Genomic DNA, 19,296 nt, shown 5'->3' on the forward strand with positions numbered 1-19,296 from the left:
AAACACGGCGGACGGCATCGCGTTTATACGATTGAAAAATCATCTCGCCGTCCCCTGTGACGGCTACCGTTATCCCACTGAAGCACACTTAATGGACATCTAATGGGCTGGTCACTACTCGATTCCGACAAGCCGAAGTCTAAGTCGTACATCGGAGACGAACCGTTTGACGCTATCGCGGACTGTTTCTCGGAGGTCTGTCGGTTGTACCAACGTGATTGGAAACGCAAGCCTACTCTGGACGAACTGATCGGTACGGTAGAAGCTGTCTTGGACGCACAACTGCAAGACCACACTAGTGACGGCGCCACTGCCGAGCTAACCGAACTCTCGTTCAAGACTCGCAAAATTCCGAAGCGGCAAGCATTCGCTGCCGGCGATGTCCTGCAAGCCACGATGAAGGGCGGCGACCTTGTTTTTGCTCGGATTTTCGAGGTTGGTGACCTCGGACCGATGGTTGGCGTTTATGACTCGCGCGGCATGTCGCCTATCAATATCGCCGAGATCGTTACCCAACCATTGATTGTGAAGATCTGTCCAATTCATCGCGAGACAATTGAACATCGCGAATGGCTTGTGATCGGCAAAGCCAAACTCAAACCCGCGGACAAGAAACGACCTCGTGGTCCACTCGCAATCTGCGGCAACAACAACCATCTTGAAATGGCCGAGTACTACTATGGATTGCGTAAGCCAAAATACTACGATCGCGACAACTGGATCGTCCAGAAGAAGGGATAACCAGGCGATCCACGCGGCGCGGCCGGCAGCGAGTTTACAAATCGAAGATCAAACGCAGCTACCCTGCTATTACAATCGTTATCTCGCTTACTAAATGGCGCCAATCGGTTGCCATTATCCCTATCGTGCAATACAGAAGAAATACGATGAATCGACTCTATCTCTCAGTGATCGTGATGATGGTCGTGTTACCAGTTTCAGATGCGATGGGACAGGACCTGCTAACCGAAGCAATTAACCAAACACCTTCGGCAGTCGACATCGCGTCGGGGCTTGCAATACCGTCCGAAGGGTATTGCGACCAGCCGTACGTTCTGAGACTTGCAAACGGTACTTGGCTCTGCACGATGACAACTGGAAAAGGTCATGAGGGTCAGTCCGGGCAGCACGTTGTCTCATGCCGCAGTTCCAACCGAGGAAAAACATGGAGCCCACTTGTCGACATCGAACCAGCCGACGGTCCTGAGGCCTCATGGGCAATGCCCTATTTGACCGCATATGGAAGGGCTTACGTCTTCTACACGTACAACTCAAAGAACATGCGTGATGTGATTGCTTCGACTCCTTACGCGCGAAAACGGGTCGATACGCTCGGAGAATATGCTTTCAAGTATTCCGATGACGGGGGCAAGACTTGGTCGCGCGAACGCTGGTTTATTCCGGTTCGTGAAACCAATATTGACAGACGAAATCCGTACAAAGGGGATGTCCGTTTCTTTTGGGGTGTCGGAAAACCAATACGTCACAAAGGCTCGATGTATCTGGGATTTACCAAGGTCGAGAGTTTCGGCGAGAACTTCATTGGGGCCAGTGAGTCGTGGTTTTTGCGCTGTGCCAACATTGATACACAGCGCGATCCGGCCAAACTCGATTGGGAGACACTTCCGAAGGGAGACCATGGTCTCCAATCTCCAGCACATTCGATTGCTTCGGAAGTGAATCTAACGGGGCTGTCAGATGGCAGTCTTTTTTGTACCTACCGGACTGTCGCCGGACACCCCTGTCATGCGTACTCTCGCGATGATGGCAAGAGCTGGACCGAATCAGCGTTCATGACCTACGGCCCGGGCGGCAGGCTAGTGAATCACCCTCGGGCCGCCAACTTTGTACGTAAGCTTACGGAGGGTCCGTACAAAGGGCGGTACATCTATTGGTTCCACAACAGAAAAACGAAGGGTTGGGACGGTCGCAACCCCGCCTATCTGCTCGGAGGAGTGGAAGTTGACGGCACCGATGGCAAGCACATCCAGTGGGGTGAACCATTGGCAGTCCTATATGACAGAAATCCCAAAACCCGTATCAGCTATCCCGACTTTCTATGGGACGATGGACTTTACATTACTGAAACCCAGAAGGCGACGGCGCGCGTTCACCGAATTCCGGATGATCTCCTGAAGTGGCTTTGGGAAAAAGGCCATCCAAAAAGTAGTAAATCAGCAAAATAGCGATTCCCCATATTCGTTGCACCGGAGCCGCAGGCCGCGTACTCTGGAATCAATGTCGTTCGCCGCAGCTTGGCGAATGGCGGCGTTATGTGCCTTGAATAGTCGAGTCAGGGCCGGCCGCGACTCTACACCCGATACCACTACCGCAAAGAACCATGTCCATACGATGCCCTGAATGCCAGATACCTGTAGTGCCTTCCGCAGGGGAACGCTGCCCAATTTGCGACACGGATTTAACGCCAAAGCCGAGCAGTCAAACGGAAGCCCCGGCACAAACGCCAATACTTCCAGCATGGCTCACGTACCTTATGCTAATCGGCTTATTGGCTGCAGTGGCCAACGCGATTTTTCACCGTTGATTAAAGACTATCGTGAGGGCGGGCGAGGGAAAGGGGAAGGGGGTCGTTTCGCTTTTGACTCATGTGACCCAACGCCCGAATATCCAGGCCGAATTTCTCTTCGGCGGTTGACTGGGGTACGATGGGGAAAGAGCGACGAGCAGCGGGCCGTCGCCGTTTGTAAAATACGCGGAACAATGCGGTGAAACGAAGCGGTTTCAGGCTCTTCGCTCGGTCACACCAACTCTCCGCTCGGTTACCGCCAGCGTTCTGCTATGAAAGTTGATGGCACTCAATGACCGCCGATTCTGAATTTGAGCGGTTGCGAACCAAGCTGATCGATCAAGGTCTAACTGGAGGAGATTCGCTGCCGGTTCTCGCGCGGAGTGCCGAAGATCCTGGCCAACAGTATTTTGCTGAACTCAAGCTTGACCTGAAGCGGCTTTTCGATCTGTTAGGAGACTCGAGAACGATTGATCGCGAACTTGCCGCCGCACTTTTCGGGATCGGGCACCACGCCTATGTGAATTACGAGGCTTCGATAAACCATGGACGTGAATTCAGGGACACGCTGATCGATCCAGATTTGATAGACTTAGAAATGGCAGTTGATAGCATCTTTACTTGCGAGTGGGTTACCCTTTGATGTTTGGCAGTCAGTTTGACATCGAAGCAGAACAATGCCGTGCACACGGAGGACGGCGTCGCGCGTTTACAGATGGAAAATCACATCGCCGTCCCCGGTGACGGCAGACGTTCTGCGAATGACTCGAGACTACCAATTTCGCAAATTATGGACCTGTCAGATATCGACTTCGCTAGTGACACGTTCTTCTATTTCGATCCCGATTCCGACTGGACGCAACTCTCAACAACGGATTCAACACTGGTCATTGTTGTTCCAAAGAATCTAACGCGATCGATAGTGATGATGGAGCACGTGCTTGCAAATTGCTTCAATGATTTGGTGGCCAAATATTACTCCGGTCATGGAAACTGGGAGGGATTCCGTGATCTGCTTTGCTGGCCTCAGCTCGGTTTTTCACGTGTGGTTGTTGTCCATCTTTGCCCAGAGTTCGATTGGGACTCCGACCCGTCTATGGATAGTTATCTGTGGGCATTCTATTGCTACTTGCGATCTGATCCCGAGCCAGAAGATCGTCAATGGGCGGTTGGCTTTTGTACAACAACACGTTTGGACATAGAATCGAAGGGATACCGCTAGCGTATCGCCGAATCCAAAAACAAACGCAGAACCAAGATCGAGATAGGGGCCCGGTTGCCCGGGACCCCTCTCACACCACCGGACATGCGGGTCCGCATCCGGCGGTTCGTTTCTTGGAAGCAAACTTGCTCCAAATCTCCTCGAGACTCGCTAGTCCTTGTTGCCTGAGATAGTCCTTCGAGATCGCCACATGCATCGCGGCACTCGACGACATCACCCAGACTCCGCGGCCACTGCTACCGTGAGAGAAGGCTTCGTCACGACGAACGCCGAGCTTCAACAACATCCGAATTCGGGTGCGGACTCGATACCACTGTTTCCAATAGCAGGCGCGGATGCGCCGACGGATCCACTTGTCCAAACTCTGCAGTTGCTTCTTGCCCAGGCCGTAGTGAAAGTAGCCCACCCAACCTTGGAAGTACCGGCGAAGTGCGCTTTGACGTGATTGAATCGAACGCCCGCCGTTGCGACGAGTGATCTGCTTCACACGCTCTTTGAACCGCTTCAGGTTCTTCCCGCTGACACCGAATCGTCCGCCGAAACCGCGAAAGGTATAGCCGAGAAACTCGACCGCCTCCGCCGAGCAGACGCTGCTTTTGTCGTGATTGACCACGAGTTTCAGCTTTGATGTCAGGTAACGCTCGACTGACCGAAAGACGCGAGTGGCCGACTGCTCAGTCTTGGAGAACACCAAGAAGTCGTCCGCATAGCGCACGAAACGATGACCACGTCGCTCCATCTCCTTGTCGAAATCATCCAGCAGGATGTTCGCAAGTAAGGGTGAAAGTGGACCACCCTGCATCGTGCCTTCGGTCGAAGGTTGCCAATCGGTATCGACCATCACACCTGCTCGGAGATAGTTCCCGATCAAACGCAACAAACGTTTGTCACGGACCTTGCGAGCCACACGATGCATTAAAACATCGTGTTGAACGCGGTCAAAGAATTTTGACAGGTCCATGTCGACGCACCAACGATAGCTGGATTGAATGTGCGTTTGGACGAGATGGATCGCTTCATGAGCGGAGCGGTAGGGCCGAAAGCCGAAGCTCGATTCGGAAAACTCCGGATCGAAGATCGGCGTCAGGACTAACAGGATGGCTTGTTGAACGAGTCGATCAACTACGTTTGGAATGCCGAGATGTCGCTCGCCGCCATCCGCTTTGGGAATCGACTTACGCCGGACCGGGCCGGGCTTGTAAGTTCCTTCCAACAGTTGTTGCCGGAGCACCGGCCAGAGTTCTCGGAAGTGGTCTGGAAATTCGTCAATCATGATCCCGTCGGGCCCGGGGGCTCCGCGGTTCGCTTTGACTCGTGCCCAGGCACATTCGAGGGTGTCGGTGTCGACAATTTGCTCCATGAGGTTCAGTGGAACATCGTTCAAGGCTGGCTTCTCGATGGACGCCGAGTCCGAGTGACCGGTCAGGGACGCCGAAGAGCCCAAGTTTCCTTGAGCGACAGGGCCTTTCGAGTCTTCCGCTCCTTGCTGGTTGCCGGAAGTAGGTTCTGTATGTTTCGGTCGGTTCGAGTTCATCGATGGTTCTTCCTTGTCAAGAAACGTTCGGTCCTTCCCGACTCCGGTGGAATGCGAAGCTCCGGTACTACGACCTCTGCTGACTTCTGCTCGCACGAGCCGGATCACTCCGGTCGCCCCGCCTTTCAGGCAAGCCTTACTCACGGGTACGCTGACAGATCTCCCCGAATAAGGGACGTGAACTTTCGCTGCACAAGTGCGTCAACTACGACGAGTCCTGTCGGAAACGGCTTCGTGGTCCTGGGGCCACTCGCCTCAGAAAGCTCGCCGCCTTCATGACGTTTCTGTTCGTCACCTCGCAGCTTTGGCTCGGGCTTCCTCCCCACGGTCTGTCACCTCGCCGCAGTTGCCTTCGCCTAGTACTTCGTCTTGATCGATTACATTTGGTATCCTGTCTTTCGTTCAAGTTCCGTTTTCGTACAGGGGACTGGCTTTCCCAAAGAAAGCGGCACCCCACAAGTTCACGCCCATGTCGGGCGTACACAGGCATGGGAGGACGGCTTGCGGCGTTTGCTGGTAAGGACAATCCATCGTCCGTCCCCCATGATGTCAACCGTTATGTTGCTATGGGTGTTCCACAATGGAGAAATCGATGAGCGAATTGCGTCCTTTCCACCTCGCGTTTCCGGTTCGCGACGTACAGGAAGCACGCCGTTTTTACGGCGAGGTCCTCGGCTGTCCAGAAGGCCGCAGTGCAGACACTTGGGTCGATTTTGACCTGTTCGGCCACCAAATCGTGGCACACTACAAGCCGTCACTTTCAGACAGCGTCGGAACCTCGGTTCATCACAATCCTGTGGATGGCCACGATGTGCCCGTGCCGCATTTTGGCATTATCCTGACAATGGACGATTGGAAAATGCTACGTGATCGACTCTTCAACACGGAGATAGAATTCACTATAGAACCCTATATCCGCTTCGAAGGCGAAGTCGGTGAACAAGCCACCATGTTCTTCCTTGATCCGTCTGGGAATGCTCTCGAATTCAAGGCGTTCAATGACTTGTCCCAACTATTCGCGAAATAGCATTCTTCTCTAGCACAGCCTTCGACCTAAACAATACGAGGAGGACCGGCCAGGTGGCGGGTAATCCATAGCCGCACTCGCACAACCACAACACTCCGTTCCACCGGAGCCGCGGGCCGCGCGGGTTCTGAAATCAACGTCGTTCGCCGCGGCCCGGTGAACGGGGGCGTTATCGGGCCTGTATGAATCCTACTGAGGCAAGCTGTGTATAGAATTGTACTCTTCATGCTCGTTGTCGCATTCGCTCGCGAATCGAGTGGGACTGATCAGGTCTGGGATACGATATCGGTCGAGGGAACCGAAAAAGTTGTGCGAGAGCGACCGCTATGGAAATACTGGCCTCGAACAAAACGCCCTAAGTTCGATGTTCTAAACACTGCAAACTGGTCTGGTTTTTACCCGCATTGGGAAATCCGCGATTCGATGCTTTTTCTCGTGGGTTTCGAGGCCTATCTCAACGGTCAACAAGTGGATCCAGCTGAAATTTTTGGTGAACCACTACCGGTCGCTGCGACTTGGTACTCCGGTAAACTCACTATTCTCAACAGAGGTTTCGCAGGGTCTTCTAGCGACACACACTACGCAAAGGCAGACATCCATCTTGTAGAAGAAGGCAAGGTCATTCAGGTCCACCGGAAACCGAGCATGCGTTTCTCTTCGCATCCGCGTTCGCCTGGATTTGACGTCGTTCGCCACGGTGGTAGGTTAGTCGTTGAGAGCGTCCACTCAAGCCGCATGGCGACACCAAAGATAATTGACGGAGATGTTCTTCATGGCATTATCAACACCAATGGTGTTTCTACCATTTTCACAACAGAATCAATCGATCTTGTGAAATCGCTTGTTCGGATTGAGGCGGACGGTGGCTCAATAACGCTTTTGCTTTCAACTCCTCCGCGAAACGATGTAATTCGTAAATTCAGGATCAGTCGTGATGACGATGTCGGGATTGTAGGCGGATAACTATTGCGAAGAACCGGCGGAAGTGTGCTCTCCGCTGCGGCGGGTTGCCTTCGGCATTTTACCCGCCTCCGCTACGATCACCCTTCCCCGGTTATCGCTGGTGTTCTGCTTTCAAGGCAATTCCACTCAAGTCAGATGCAATCCGAAGAAGATCGAAAGCACCGATTGACGCCCCGTGAAGCTCGCAAGATGCGACTCGAAGAGATTGGAGTCCCCGCGTCATTCGTAGCGACTATTGCAGAACTGAGCAAAAGGGAAGATCACTTGTCATACGTTCTGTTGGATGAAGACAAAGCCTATTTCAATTTAATGACCAGTGATTGGGCTGACCTCGAAGAAACAGAGGTCACTCCGCTGGCAACCGGTTGCAATGGCGACACGTTTTACCTTGCAATTTCCTGTGGCAAGTCCACAGAGTTCGTGGACTTTTGCCTTGAATCAGGAGTCACAGAGAGGTTTGAGACGTTTGACGATCTGGTTGTGAGTATCCTCTACGGCATCGCGTACAACGTAAAATCCGACGAAGATTTGATGTCCGTGGCAAAAGAACTGGGTTTCTCTGGCACCATTTCACTTTCCGACATGGACCTCTAACTCGCCCAAAGCAGAACAATGAAATGCACGGGAGGACGGGAGACGGGTTCTTTGGTAAGCTTGCAAGTCTTTTGCCCGTCCCCGCTGATCACTACCGTTCGTCGACCAAGTAGATGTCTGAGACCAACTCAAAACGAGATTTGCGCGTAGAACGCACTGGAAAAAGCACATGGGTTTTGCACACAAACAGCGTGTCTCATGTCGTTGAACTAAAGCACAGCAAATGGGGAATGGCGACAACTCTGCTTCTTGACGGCGATACCGTCTTTAAGAGCGGTGACCTTACCACTATGAGATATTCGGCCGATATTCCGTTCACAGTCGACGGACAAGAGGTGTTGATCTCGATACGCGACACGACGTTCGGAAGTAAATACTCGATTACCGCCCATGGATTAGTACTCGATGGCATAGATCCAACACTTGCTACGGTGGAAGACGACCGTGATCGCATGGTCTTCCAAAGTACCTTGTTCACGTTCTTTGTGGGGGCTCCGTTACTCTATTTTTTCGTGGGCAAAGACTGGTTTGTTGGCCCAATTCGTGCAGACTATTTCGGGATCGCCTTCTTTGCGATTTCCGGGTTCTCGTTACTACGGCGTTTCGTTCAAAAGAACCGCAACGAATCATCCGATGCACCAAAGGACCGGGCGTCCCGTTTTTACAATGGAAACCACAATGCCGGTCCTCCGTGATCGGTACCGTTCGTCGTACAACAAACACACTTCCAACGCTTAGCTGCCATGGGGGACAATCAAACATTGCCCCCACACATAATGCACATAAACAAGATTCGTATCATCGGTTTGTCGATCGTGATTCTCATCGTGGGACTAACGTACTTTGCCTACCGAAGCGTTATTGAAACGCAGGGTTTGGAGTCCTCTTTGAAGGCATCGGTCAAGCCAAAGAGGCATGAAGCTTTAAGTTACGGTTTTCACGTGATCGATGGGCAAGCCGCCTTCGCGGGAGGATTCATCCCGTTTACAGGTAAACGGGGGCTTACCCGCGTCAAAGATGCTGATGCCGAGACATTTCGTACTTTTGAACAGGTATTTCCGGAGCACCATCCCCCAGGAGAGCTTTTCGCAGCTGATAAAAGCCACGTTTTTGTAAAGCTTGTCCGTGAGATCCAAATACTAGGCGCCGACCCCGCAACATTCCGGTTGTTGGACGAAGCCGGCAGATTCGCGTGCGACAAAGATCACGTATATTACCGTGCCATCAAAATCGAAGGAGCTGATCCCGGTTCGTTTCGACGGTTCAAGGGGGACTTTTCGGTCGACGACAATCATGCCTACTTGGGACATACTACGCTTCCAGCGGACGCCGCGACGTTCCAGGCATCATCGCCGGGTTACATCTCCAATGTTTGGTCTGGAGGCAGCTATCACAAAGGCCCGTATGCTACCGAAGGTTGGAACCGCGACGCGAACAATGTGTTCTTTGGCAACAAACGCGTTGACACCATCGATCCCTATACATTCGAGGATCTTAAGTTTGCGAACTACGCAAAAGACGCCATCAACGTCTACTGGATGCGTAAAATCATCGCCGGTGCGGATTCTAAAACGTTTGAGGTCCTGGGAAGCAAGTACCTAAGATTCTTCCCGCCGAGCCTTGAGCATCCAAGTGGCCACGGCCCCTTCGCACGCGACAAGAACCATTTCTATTCCTATACCGAAATTGACGAGCGTGACGGGCCTTGGCTGCACGAGAACGGCGAAGCTACGGCTCACCCCCATCCCTGACCTGCTCTCGCAAGTTTACCTTTTGCTTCCCGACGCACAATCGGTTGCACCGGAGGCCGCGAGTTCACACGATTGAAGTGGTGAGTCGTTCGCGCGGCCCCGCTAAACCCTACCGTTCTGCTGCTCGTATCGGAGTCAATGTCATTGCCGTGAAATTCCGATTTGACTTGCTAATAATCGCTGTACTGGCAGTCGCTCTATTGGATACGGTGACCACATACTATTTCGTTGCGCACGACTTGGGAATCGAACTGAACCAGATATTGGCACCACTTACAAGCAATTCGTTGCTGTGGATTCCTGTCTACATCGTCTTGCCAAAGCTATTGGTCGCTGTGATGCCAACTCCATGCCGCCAAGCTTTCGCAATTTACTTCCTGACCGTCTGCGGCACCTTCACGATTAACAATTTTGTTGGCATCTGTGGTGGGCCCTATTTTCTTGACACAATCGGTCCCAGAATTGTCCAGGTTGGGGCGACTGTTCTTGCGTCCTTCTGTTTTTTCGCCCACCTTAAATTTGAACGTAAAAATCATACACTAAAAATGCAGTCCGTGAAGACTGCGGTATACTGGATTTTCACGTTTTCGGCCATCGAAGGCGCTTTTGTCATGCTAGGTTGGGTCGTGAACGCTTGAAGAACTCAGCAGAACAAAATGTTTCACACAGAGTCGCGGGTCGCGCGGATTCTTGTGATCAATGCTGTTTGCCGCGACCCAGTGAACATAGACGTTCTTCGATGAGTTCACCGATATGTTCCAATTGAATCCATACGAGCCGCCAGTCCACCAGGCATGTGAACCGGACGCTTCGCCGGAGCAACGTGCCACGCGACTACCCGCCGAACTCGTGACATCAACAAAACGAGGAATGCGCGTCCTTTCGATTCTCGCACTCGGGCTTCCGCTCTTGTTTTCGCCAATCGTTGATGGATTTCGTATTAACCCGTTCTCGATCATGCCACTTGCGGCAGCGCTTACGATGGACAACCGATCATTTTTTCGATTCCCGTGGACAGCGATCGCATGCCTTACATTCGTCCTCGGTTTTCTCGGAGACTGCGAGGAACACACGGTGAGTGATATAATGAATTGGTTACCATCTCGCGACTCTCCATTGCTGGGGGTTCGCTTCCTTTGCGCTGCATCTGGGATTTACACTGCATGGATGGTTTGGCAATGCCATCGGCACCACCGCGTAAACCAAACAACGACGTAACCATGGGATGCAATGGAGCGGCGGTGGTGCGTTTTTCGTGCGATCAATGTCAACTCTCCCCGCCCACTCTCCCTGCCGTTACCCGATCTAAACGGTGAACAAAATAAGAAACGTACTTTTTACCGTTGCGATCATTGGCGTTGTGGCTCTTCTCATCGCCACAATTATTTTGATTCGACGCATGGACGACCCTGTCGCCTCGGTTATTGTCGCTGCTGATGTTGGTTCAAGTATTTCTGACGAAGAGGCCATCGCAATTAGTGAAAAGGCACTGCGATTGATTGAATTTGAACCTGTACGGCTCGTGCTAGCTTTTGGCAGCGACGACGAGATGCGAGCTGTTGGACGAAATGTTTACGATCAAAACAATGTTACTGTAATCTGGCAGGTGCATGGCCAACGCTACACGAACTATACGGTTCGGATGCGCCCGACGAACGACGGAATCACTGCTTCGGTTTATGCAAATTGGCTCTGATGACATCCGCAGTTCTTGGAAACGCGAACCAAACTGGCCGGATAACCAAGCGGTAAACGTGCGGACTGGCAAGGTCTGATTGACTAGCGGGTGGAAATCCCGCCTGGGTAAGTGCTAGCCACACGCCCAGTATCGAGTGTTGCAGCCGAAGTATAAGGGCCCAAAGCAATTGTCTGCTGTCGCAGGTGGTTCCCCGAAGTCTTCGATTGAAGCGTACACAGAGAGGTAGTGAGGATGAATGGATCACAGGTGGCCCTGTGACCGTGAACGGGATTAGCTCCGAAATTAGGTACCTGTTGGATTCTGCCCAAGGTTTGTTCACGCCCCAAGGCAACACTTCACGACGCGTCATTGGCGAGCCTCGTGAAGAGACCTGGAGTCGGCGCCCCATTCGCTCTACACATCATGTGAATCAGGCAACCAGTGAGGCCCTGAGGTTCTTGATCGACCGCAAGCAGACCAGCTTGCTCGATCGAGTATGTCCTAGAAGTGGAATAAGCAACGAAGACAAATGACTTTCAGGGAATCGGACGACCGAATAGTACCGCTGCAGCCCGAAGACCAATCGGGAAGTGACAAGCCGAGTAATATCGGTGTAGGGAAGGCGGTCGGGATTTCACGCGATCCAGACCAGGCACTGCCCGTACTCAGAGACGGAACCTCAGTGATAACCCGGCTGGATCGCACCTTTCAAAGAGCGAAGGGAGCCCCAGAAGCGGTTTTCAATAACCTCTTCTCGATGCTCAACTATGAGTTGTTGTGGTACGCCTTTCGCCGACTAAAACGAGGCAAAACGCCAGGAGTCGACAACGTCACGGTCGAGGACTACGAGGAGGATCTCGAAGCGAACCTTCGCGACTTGCTCCAGCGACTTCATCGTGGCAGTTATCGCCCGAAGCCCAGTTTGCGAAAGAACATCCCGAAAGGGAATGGGAAGACGCGATCGCTGGGAATCGCTTGCGTCGAAGACAAAATTGTCCAACGCGCAGTCGTGACGATCTTGGAGCAAATCTACGAAGTCGACTTCTATGACTTCTCGTATGGTTATCGCCCTGGGAAATCGTGTCATGAGGCTTTAGCGACTCTTGGTGGGATCATCGCCACGCGGAAAGTGAACTGGATCAGTGACGCGGATATCAGAGGTTTCTTTGATAATTTGAGTCAGGAGCGTTTAGGCGAGCTGTTGCGGAAACGTATCAGCGACCCGAAACTGCTTCGGCTGATCGAACGTTTTCTCGAAGCAGGCGTGATGATCGATGGCCAGTTGCAGGCAACCGAAGAGGGTGTCCCCCAAGGGGCCAGTCTCTCACCGATACTAGCCAATGTGTACTTACACTACGTGTTAGATGAATGGTTCGAACAAGAAGTCAAACCGCGGCTCGGAGGCGAAGCGTACTTGCTGCGCTTTGCTGACGACTTCCTTTGTTGCTTCGAACTCGAATCTGATGCGGTGCGATACCAAACGGTCTTGCCCAAGCGATTGGATCGGTTCTCGTTATGTGTCGCCGAGGACAAAACGAAGTTGTTACGGTTCGGACGCTTGGCCCGTCGCGATTGCCAGCGACTGGGCGAAGGTGCTCCGGGCACTTTCGACTTCCTCGGATTTACTCATTACTGTGGTCGTAGTCGAGCAGGCAGGTTCAAACTGAAAAGGAAGACGTCTGGCAAGAAGATGCGAGTGAAGTTGGCGGAGATGCGTCTCTGGTTTCATCATCAGCTATCGACTCCGGTGGGCGAAATGTGGCCGGTGCTTAACGCGAAACTTCGTGGTCACTACCAGTATTACGGTATCAATGATAATTGGCCGTTGCTGGCGGCGTATCGCAGTAAGGTTCGCCGGATGGCGAAGCGTCACTTGAGTCGCCGGAGCCAGAACAGCTATGTGAACTGGGATGATTTCAATCGCTTCACGGATCTTCATCCGCTGGTAAATCCGAAGTGTTTGACGGACTTGATCGCTATGGACCGCAAGTTACGCAGTACGCGAGGCAAGTGAAATCTGGGAGCCGGATGCGTTAAAGGCGCACGTCCGGATCTACGAGGGGCCGAGGGTCAATGCGGCAAGGTTCGAATCTTGTGACACCACAACGGGAAACCAGTGGCAAACAGGGAATACAAAGTGTAACCTAAACCAAAGAGACCTCGGTCTACTCTCCCGGAGCCGCCGATGACGTTTTTTTGGAAATCATCGTTTCTACGCGGCGTCCCGGTTACCGCTCGCGTTCGCCAAGGAAGATTGCGCGCCCACTTAGTTCTTGAATGAGGCCAACAGAGAGAGTACCCGGTAATCCGCCACTGATTCCATATGGCCTTCATGCAATTTTCAATCCGATTCCTTTTTTGCATCGCTGCAGCATTTTCCGTGCTTTTCGCTATTACAGCGCGATATCCGCCAATTGGGATCGCCTGTTTCTCGCTGGTTCCCTTGGGTTTCGTCCTGCTATCACGCGATAAACGTCAACGAAGGATTCCAACGCGAGTCGTTAGAGCGTTACTCGTCTTGTTCCCGATCTACATCGCATCGACCGGCCCTTTCAATATGCTTGTGATGCAACATATTTTCACGGAAGCTAGTCCTCCAATGGCGGTGGCCCTCCGAATCGGCCATTTTTTTTACTTGCCGGTTGACTACGCGATACCACCGGGGCTGATTGGCGACGCCTACGATTGGTACATTGGTGAATGGATGGAATACGGACTTCGTCACACGTTCGGTCCTATATTTGAGCTACTTGGTGAAGATTTCCCAGAACTTTAACCCGTGAATGCTGGCGAACCATCTGATGCGCCGAAGGACCGGTGGATCGTTTTCACAAATGGGCGTTTGACTTCTGGTCCTCGGTACCGTTATCGGATGTAGCAATGCCGCTTCATCGCATTCTTCTCATTAGCTTGGTGAGCACGTTTGGTTGCTCTACGGACACGGAACAATCCACCCCATGGATCTCGCAAGCTATTGCTCTCCGAAACATAGATGCAATCACAATCGTTGAGGATGGCGGGTTAATACAAGACGGAGGCACTGTCGAACTATACGGCGTCACCAAGTCAGGGCACAGGTGTTTCATTCGCCTAAACCAGCACGCTCTTTATGGTGATTATCTGCTTGCAACCGCCGAGTCCCCTGGACGCCTTTGTTTTAACAATCAGCTTATCGATGTGCGATCGGCTGACGAAGAAGAACTTTTGCGATTATTGAAAAACGCCGAGGTCAAATCGGTTGGGCTTGACGGACTTCGCCAACTCATCAAAACGAAGAGCAATACAACGGATCAAATTCGGTCTCTTTCCTATGGTTCGCGCGACGAGTATCTTCAAGATCGAGTTGATTCGATTGTCGACTACGTTGAGTCTGAACGTTATGTTGATGTTGCGCGCAACGGATTTCCGCCGTATTCAAAACATGACCGACAACCATGATATTAACCGAAGGACGCGAACCGAGCGGTTTGGCAATGATAAGTCCTTTGCGCGTCCTCGGTGATGCTTTCCGTTATTCGACTGATTCGTTGCTGCATTAACATGACCATCCGCTGCAAATCATGACACGAAACACTGATCTCGCGTGGGTCGACTTTCTCGATCGACTGACCGACCCACCATCCGATGGGCCTCTTCGTCGCTTCGGGCTTGGATTGACGGCAGCGGTGATCTCGCTGGTCTACGGCGTCTCGTGGCTCCTATTTCCTCCCGCGTTAGTAACGATGCCGTTGCCTCGAAGATTTGGCATCGGACAACACGTGGCCGTCAGCACAAGCGTTCATGTCCCGTGCGCAATCGGATTGGCCTTTGCGTTTCTCGCTCTGTACCTTCACTTCCACTGGTACTGGGGAAATCACTCACGACTGAACGCGTACTACGAGCCGCTCCAATTGGGGGCACTTGTGGGTCTCGCCGCGTCGGTGCTTTACGGTGTTGCTGCTTTCGCCTTTACGACGTAGCCCCAGACTGCGGAAACCCATTGCATGCACCGGAGTGCGGCTTGCGGGCGATTTCCGAAATGGTTACATAACTCTCCGTCCCCGGTGATTTAACCGTTATTCGACTAAACTCTCTGCTGTGCACAATGGAACCTGACGACACAATCGACGCCGTTCGCAGAAAAGACATCATCACGTTGGCTGACGTTGAATGCCTCCGTACGCTAACGCGAACGCATCCCCGTGACCCGTATCTATGGGACGTCCTCGGCGACATCATACAACTTGCCGACAATCAATTTGCTGAACGATACGATTCTCTGGACTGCTACCTGAATGCGATCGACGCCGATCCGGAGTACGGACCCGCACACAATTCACTGGGATATTGGCATGACATCGCAGAAAACTATACCCTCGCCAGACTTCACTTCGAGACCGCTATACGGCTTGGTGCTGGCGACACCGCCCGGATCGGCCTGGCCAAAATCTTAGCGCAACTACGCCTGGACGATGACGCCTACGCCATACTCGATACCTGTGACGATCCAATGTCGGATCGTGTTGCCGCAACTCGTGTTGACATTGCGAACGAATTGCTTGGTCCATACATTGACGAGCTGCAAGTCGACGATGGCGGGTAACAATCCGATCAACCGACGTCGCAGTAGGCGGGCGACTTGACAATAGACAATTTACTATCGCGACTCGGTTATCGCGACCGTTATCCGACGGACGTCGAGCATTCCTACACGTTTGACAATTGACTGACAATCCTTACCAACCGATCGCCGCCGGGCTGCCAGAGTTGTCGTCGGACTTGCCATCGGCCAACTGGACCGCCGCAAGACGGATCGTTGGTTCAGTCCTTGCCGGCGCATCATTTCTCTTCGTTGCTTTGGAGGCACACTACACTGAGTATTCACCGCACATTCTCATTGACTTGCTGTCTCTTTGGGTTTGTGTCGTTCTGCCGGTAGCTTTCTCAATAGTGCGGTGGGGCTTGCGTGGTTTCCTTGTCGCAATCCTTCTTAGCCCGGTCTCTTTCTACGTTTCAATACTCGTGATGTTTGTCGTGACTGCCGGACTCGGGTACGATGTGATGCCAGTGCCGAACTGAATTTCTTAATCGCGGACAACCATGTGATGATGACGGAGCGGCGGTGGTCGCCGGTCACAAATGCAAGCCCAACTGCCGCCGCCCGCATATCGCCACGGTTCTGCACAATCACAATGGTACTAATCCCCAGGGGGTATTCAAATGCGAGCCGCTGTCATCATTGCGATGCTTTGCACATTCGGATGTTCAGAGCCTGAAGCCCCTGAGCCAAAGTTTGACGTCTCTGGCGAAGTCAGGATTGGTCGTCGTCAAGGCGTTCCCGAAACAACTCTGAGTAACCTCATTGTCTTGCGTGACGCGCGCGTCGCGCATCCCCTTGTCTGCTCTTCCGGCGGCGAATATCCGGGCGGCGAAGAGTTGATATTTGAGAATGTCGAAACAAAGGAAATCGTGCATGCCGTGTTTCCTGAGGGAAATCCCATGCTGAATCGCCAACAGGGTAACTTTGTGCTACATGGCCGCTTTGAGTGTATTCAAAACTGGGATCGATTCTCACTGATGCAACCACCGAAAGACTATCAGTTCTTCGTCGTGTCCTCTTGGGAACTCGATTCATAGAAACGGTCTCGGAATTAAGCAATATTTTGCGTGAACTCACCGTTCTAAATGTGCAGAACCAAAATTCACACGAGTTACCGATCGGGTCGGAATTGGATGGACGATTTCTCAGGGGCAACTGGGCGATCATGGCCGTTCTACAACTAAAATCTAGACGACAATGCCAGCTGGACTCACAAGCGTGGGCTTTGCTGGTCTCACGCATCCATACCGCTGGCTGCTGGTTGCGGACAGTCTCCACGCACAAACACAAACCAGTTTTCACAACCACGCGGGAACCGTTATCACGCAACTCGATCGTGACCGTGCCCCTACTGAACCGTGCCCCTACTGAACCGTGGGCATTGACGGATCGCCCGACCTTTCTTCTCGCCAGCTTTGCGTTGGAAAACGCGATCGAGGTGTTTCTCGTCTTCCAGAATCCAAGCTGGGTATCGAACGGCCGACTGGCAAAACCGCTGCGAAGCCACAAGCTGTCCGCGTTGACTGGCAAATCGCACAACATCCCCCTACAAGAAAAGAGCAAAGCCGATATTTGCCAGTTTTGAGGACGGCATAGAAGGTTGGGCTCGGTACGCGTGCGGATTGTCGACACATGACTCAAAACGGGTCAAACGACTGGACGACGATTTGATTGCCAAACATTGCTGGCTCTTTCAATCGTACGCTCGTAAACTTTGCTCTATGTTGGAAACAGAATGGAGTGGTACGCACGATCCAGGTGGGACGATTGAAAACCCTCAAGCATGCTTGGCCGTTTTTGCACCGAACAAATCGACATGACAAAATCATGGATGAACGGATCCGGGCTTGCAAGGTTTCACGAATGGAATGCCAACTGCCCGGCTCGCTGATCGCTATTGTTATCCGACTTAGCATATGGGCGTTAATAAATCAGATATCGGAGCCGTAGCAAATTAACACAAGTGAAAATTCCACACCCTGGTTACTGGTCCTGCAGTGGTTTTACTCTGTTTGTTTTGTGGGCGTATCCCTTCATCATCTCTACGACATTTTCACCGAAGGTTTTCTCCCTTATCGTGGTGCTCCATTGTTCTTCAATGCATTCTGGACCTCGCTGGCCTTCGTCGATCTAGCTGTGCCTTTATTTCTTGCGGTCGGCAGGTTCAGACTGGCTATTGTAAGTGCCGTCGGAATCATGACGCTCGATGTTTGCATCAACACGTTCTTTGCGTTCAAATACCGAGATAGTGTTTACCCAGGCAACATTGACCTAGTGGCCCAAACGGCGTTTTTTCTGTTCGTGATCGTTTCTGCACCGCTTGCTTGGCGGTGGGCGGTTTCCGGACGTCAAAACGTCGGATAACAAAACGATGCACACGATGTCGGACTTGCGTGTGATTTTCAATGTTTAGATCTACCGTTCCGGCTCGGTGATCACTACCGTTCGTCAGCATCAACACTCAATTGGAATCCGCAATGGACCCTGAACCAATTCGCCAGTCTCTTCTCAGTTGGATTTTTGCGGCGTTGGGACTTCCCTACGTGATCCTGTTGCCGCTCGCGGGACTGTTGTGCTTCCTGCTTGCGTTGATCGTTGTGCTGCGTGGCAGAGGACCGATGGCAGCAGCGTCGCTTATCCTCGTCGTTCATGTGCCATTTTTCATTGGTCTTTTTGCTGCGATTCAAGGGGCAATTGCTTCTTACAGCATTATTGCAACGAGCGTCACAACGCCGAAGCCTTCGGAAGTGGCTGCTGGTATTTCAACCGCACTCGTTGCGCCGCTGGTTGGAATGCTATTGATGGTCCCGGGCTACGCGACTGCCGCGATCGGTGCATTCATTCGCTCTTTGGGGTCCAGTGTGGAAGAAACCAAATCGAAAAACTGACGAACACACCGTTGCACTAGATACCGCGGCCGCGCGGTGTGGTGAGATCAAAATCGTTCGCCAAGAATCGTCACTGCGAGCACAACACAATCGGTACTTATGATCCAGTTGACCCGCTTGTTCATTCTTGCAATCGCATTAGTTGCGACCGTCAACCAGCAAGGAATGGCCGAGAACAAAGCCGATGTTATCGTCTACGGTTCGACCCCCGGTGGGTTTTGTGCTGCGATTGCCGCTGCGCGTGAAGGTGCTTCGGTCATTCTGCTGGAACCGACCGATCATGTTGGCGCGATGAACACCGGCGGGCTGAGCCACTGTGACTCCAATCAGATGGTTCGCAGCACGGTCATGGGGCTGTTTGATGAGTTGCATACGCGGGTGGTGAAAGACTACACCGATCGGGGCCTCAAGGCGCCGTACAACCCAGCGAACAAGGACCAGTCGCGATGGACCTTCGAGCCCTCAGCTGCCAACTTCAATCCGTTGGCCCGCGAACGGGGTGATTGACGACGTCTGTTGACGCGGTTCGCCGC

23 protein-coding genes are annotated in these 19,296 nt (G+C 52.5%); 22 read left to right on the forward strand and 1 reads right to left on the reverse strand.

The genetic code is table 11. The features are described 5' to 3' along the window. Positions 1–102 precede the first annotated feature (102 nt). From CA13_RS04615 to CA13_RS04630, 4 genes are all read left to right on the forward strand, one after another. Positions 103–741, forward strand: coding sequence for a hypothetical protein (locus tag CA13_RS04615; RefSeq protein ID WP_146394808.1), 639 nt, complete (start codon positions 103–105; stop codon positions 739–741). Positions 742–887: 146 nt separating this feature from the next. Next, a complete protein-coding gene (locus CA13_RS04620; protein ID WP_146394809.1) occupies positions 888–2,186 on the forward strand; it encodes a sialidase family protein in 1,299 nt (432 codons plus the stop codon). 633 nt (positions 2,187–2,819) lie between these two features. Then, a complete protein-coding gene (locus CA13_RS04625) occupies positions 2,820–3,170 on the forward strand; it encodes a hypothetical protein (protein ID WP_146394810.1) in 351 nt (116 codons plus the stop codon). A gap of 39 nt (positions 3,171–3,209) precedes the next feature. Further along, on the forward strand, positions 3,210–3,749 hold the full coding sequence (locus tag CA13_RS04630) for a hypothetical protein (RefSeq protein ID WP_146394811.1): 540 nt from the start codon (positions 3,210–3,212) through the stop codon (positions 3,747–3,749). A gap of 70 nt (positions 3,750–3,819) precedes the next feature. On the opposite strand, the gene ltrA (CA13_RS04635) is transcribed toward CA13_RS04630, so the two are convergent. Beyond that, positions 3,820–5,427 (reverse strand): group II intron reverse transcriptase/maturase, encoded by a 1,608-nt coding sequence (ltrA, locus tag CA13_RS04635; RefSeq protein ID WP_419193938.1) that lies wholly within the window; start codon positions 5,425–5,427, stop codon positions 3,820–3,822. Between the two features lie 448 nt (positions 5,428–5,875). On the opposite strand from ltrA (CA13_RS04635), the gene CA13_RS04640 reads away from it, so the two are divergent. The 18 genes from CA13_RS04640 to CA13_RS04720 all read left to right on the forward strand — a co-directional run bounded on the left by CA13_RS04640 (position 5,876) and on the right by CA13_RS04720 (position 19,270). Further along, positions 5,876–6,310, forward strand: coding sequence for a VOC family protein (locus CA13_RS04640; RefSeq protein ID WP_146394812.1), 435 nt, complete (start codon positions 5,876–5,878; stop codon positions 6,308–6,310). A gap of 204 nt (positions 6,311–6,514) precedes the next feature. Beyond that, on the forward strand, positions 6,515–7,273 hold the full coding sequence (locus CA13_RS04645) for a hypothetical protein (protein ID WP_146394813.1): 759 nt from the start codon (positions 6,515–6,517) through the stop codon (positions 7,271–7,273). Positions 7,274–7,408: 135 nt separating this feature from the next. Beyond that, entirely contained in the window at positions 7,409–7,867 is a 459-nt protein-coding gene (locus CA13_RS04650) for a hypothetical protein (protein ID WP_146394814.1), read from the forward strand. A 230-nt stretch (positions 7,868–8,097) separates the two neighbouring features. Continuing rightward, the gene (locus tag CA13_RS04655; RefSeq protein ID WP_146394815.1) at positions 8,098–8,562 is read left to right on the forward strand and encodes a hypothetical protein; all 465 of its coding nucleotides are present in this window, start codon (positions 8,098–8,100) and stop codon (positions 8,560–8,562) included. Between the two features lie 81 nt (positions 8,563–8,643). Next, a complete protein-coding gene (locus tag CA13_RS04660; protein WP_419193939.1) occupies positions 8,644–9,618 on the forward strand; it encodes a DKNYY domain-containing protein in 975 nt (324 codons plus the stop codon). 80 nt (positions 9,619–9,698) lie between these two features. Continuing rightward, positions 9,699–10,256 carry a hypothetical protein gene (locus CA13_RS04665; RefSeq protein WP_146394817.1) on the forward strand — a complete coding sequence of 186 codons (558 nt, stop codon included), beginning with the start codon at positions 9,699–9,701 and terminating at the stop codon, positions 10,254–10,256. Positions 10,257–10,930: 674 nt separating this feature from the next. Further along, a complete protein-coding gene (locus CA13_RS04670; RefSeq protein ID WP_146394818.1) occupies positions 10,931–11,314 on the forward strand; it encodes a hypothetical protein in 384 nt (127 codons plus the stop codon). A gap of 511 nt (positions 11,315–11,825) precedes the next feature. Next, positions 11,826–13,310, forward strand: a complete 1,485-nt coding sequence (gene ltrA / locus CA13_RS04675; protein ID WP_146394693.1) for a group II intron reverse transcriptase/maturase — start codon at positions 11,826–11,828, stop codon at positions 13,308–13,310. Between the two features lie 585 nt (positions 13,311–13,895). Beyond that, positions 13,896–14,072: a hypothetical protein gene (locus CA13_RS34705; RefSeq protein ID WP_419193940.1), complete on the forward strand. Its 177-nt coding sequence runs from the start codon at positions 13,896–13,898 to the stop codon at positions 14,070–14,072. A 41-nt stretch (positions 14,073–14,113) separates the two neighbouring features. Continuing rightward, complete coding sequence (locus tag CA13_RS04680) at positions 14,114–14,734, forward strand: hypothetical protein (RefSeq protein ID WP_146394819.1); 621 nt, start codon at positions 14,114–14,116, stop codon at positions 14,732–14,734. Positions 14,735–14,856: 122 nt separating this feature from the next. Then, the gene (locus CA13_RS04685) at positions 14,857–15,255 is read left to right on the forward strand and encodes a hypothetical protein (RefSeq protein WP_146394820.1); all 399 of its coding nucleotides are present in this window, start codon (positions 14,857–14,859) and stop codon (positions 15,253–15,255) included. A 125-nt stretch (positions 15,256–15,380) separates the two neighbouring features. Beyond that, on the forward strand, positions 15,381–15,878 hold the full coding sequence (locus CA13_RS04690) for a tetratricopeptide repeat protein (RefSeq protein ID WP_146394821.1): 498 nt from the start codon (positions 15,381–15,383) through the stop codon (positions 15,876–15,878). A 119-nt stretch (positions 15,879–15,997) separates the two neighbouring features. After that, positions 15,998–16,354 carry a hypothetical protein gene (locus CA13_RS04695; RefSeq protein ID WP_146394822.1) on the forward strand — a complete coding sequence of 119 codons (357 nt, stop codon included), beginning with the start codon at positions 15,998–16,000 and terminating at the stop codon, positions 16,352–16,354. A 141-nt stretch (positions 16,355–16,495) separates the two neighbouring features. Further along, entirely contained in the window at positions 16,496–16,912 is a 417-nt protein-coding gene (locus CA13_RS04700) for a hypothetical protein (RefSeq protein ID WP_146394823.1), read from the forward strand. 305 nt (positions 16,913–17,217) lie between these two features. Then, entirely contained in the window at positions 17,218–17,460 is a 243-nt protein-coding gene (locus tag CA13_RS04705) for a hypothetical protein (protein ID WP_146394824.1), read from the forward strand. A gap of 434 nt (positions 17,461–17,894) precedes the next feature. After that, positions 17,895–18,239: a hypothetical protein gene (locus CA13_RS04710; RefSeq protein ID WP_146394825.1), complete on the forward strand. Its 345-nt coding sequence runs from the start codon at positions 17,895–17,897 to the stop codon at positions 18,237–18,239. A gap of 113 nt (positions 18,240–18,352) precedes the next feature. Then, positions 18,353–18,763 carry a hypothetical protein gene (locus CA13_RS04715; RefSeq protein ID WP_419193941.1) on the forward strand — a complete coding sequence of 137 codons (411 nt, stop codon included), beginning with the start codon at positions 18,353–18,355 and terminating at the stop codon, positions 18,761–18,763. Between the two features lie 99 nt (positions 18,764–18,862). After that, complete coding sequence (locus CA13_RS04720) at positions 18,863–19,270, forward strand: FAD-dependent oxidoreductase (protein WP_473087440.1); 408 nt, start codon at positions 18,863–18,865, stop codon at positions 19,268–19,270. Positions 19,271–19,296 lie beyond the last annotated feature (26 nt).

This window comes from Novipirellula herctigrandis, from assembly GCA_007859835.1.
GTDB lineage: Bacteria > Planctomycetota > Planctomycetia > Pirellulales > Pirellulaceae > Novipirellula_A > Novipirellula_A herctigrandis.

What these genes read in the sequence shown, in the direction of transcription:
- CA13_RS04615 (WP_146394808.1), top strand. Translation starts at nt 103, where the DNA reads ATGGGCTGGTCACTACTCGATTCCGACAAGCCGAAGTCTAAGTCGTAC.
- CA13_RS04620 (WP_146394809.1), top strand. Translation starts at nt 888, where the DNA reads ATGAATCGACTCTATCTCTCAGTGATCGTGATGATGGTCGTGTTACCA.
- CA13_RS04625 (WP_146394810.1), top strand. Translation starts at nt 2,820, where the DNA reads ATGACCGCCGATTCTGAATTTGAGCGGTTGCGAACCAAGCTGATCGAT.
- CA13_RS04640 (WP_146394812.1), top strand. Translation starts at nt 5,876, where the DNA reads ATGAGCGAATTGCGTCCTTTCCACCTCGCGTTTCCGGTTCGCGACGTA.
- CA13_RS04650 (WP_146394814.1), top strand. Translation starts at nt 7,409, where the DNA reads ATGCAATCCGAAGAAGATCGAAAGCACCGATTGACGCCCCGTGAAGCT.
- CA13_RS04655 (WP_146394815.1), top strand. Translation starts at nt 8,098, where the DNA reads ATGGCGACAACTCTGCTTCTTGACGGCGATACCGTCTTTAAGAGCGGT.
- CA13_RS04660 (WP_419193939.1), top strand. Translation starts at nt 8,644, where the DNA reads ATGCACATAAACAAGATTCGTATCATCGGTTTGTCGATCGTGATTCTC.
- ltrA (WP_146394693.1), top strand. Translation starts at nt 11,826, where the DNA reads ATGACTTTCAGGGAATCGGACGACCGAATAGTACCGCTGCAGCCCGAA.
- CA13_RS34705 (WP_419193940.1), top strand. Translation starts at nt 13,896, where the DNA reads ATGGCGGTGGCCCTCCGAATCGGCCATTTTTTTTACTTGCCGGTTGAC.
- CA13_RS04685 (WP_146394820.1), top strand. Translation starts at nt 14,857, where the DNA reads ATGACACGAAACACTGATCTCGCGTGGGTCGACTTTCTCGATCGACTG.
- CA13_RS04690 (WP_146394821.1), top strand. Translation starts at nt 15,381, where the DNA reads ATGGAACCTGACGACACAATCGACGCCGTTCGCAGAAAAGACATCATC.
- CA13_RS04700 (WP_146394823.1), top strand. Translation starts at nt 16,496, where the DNA reads ATGCGAGCCGCTGTCATCATTGCGATGCTTTGCACATTCGGATGTTCA.
- CA13_RS04715 (WP_419193941.1), top strand. Translation starts at nt 18,353, where the DNA reads ATGGACCCTGAACCAATTCGCCAGTCTCTTCTCAGTTGGATTTTTGCG.
- CA13_RS04720 (WP_473087440.1), top strand. Translation starts at nt 18,863, where the DNA reads ATGATCCAGTTGACCCGCTTGTTCATTCTTGCAATCGCATTAGTTGCG.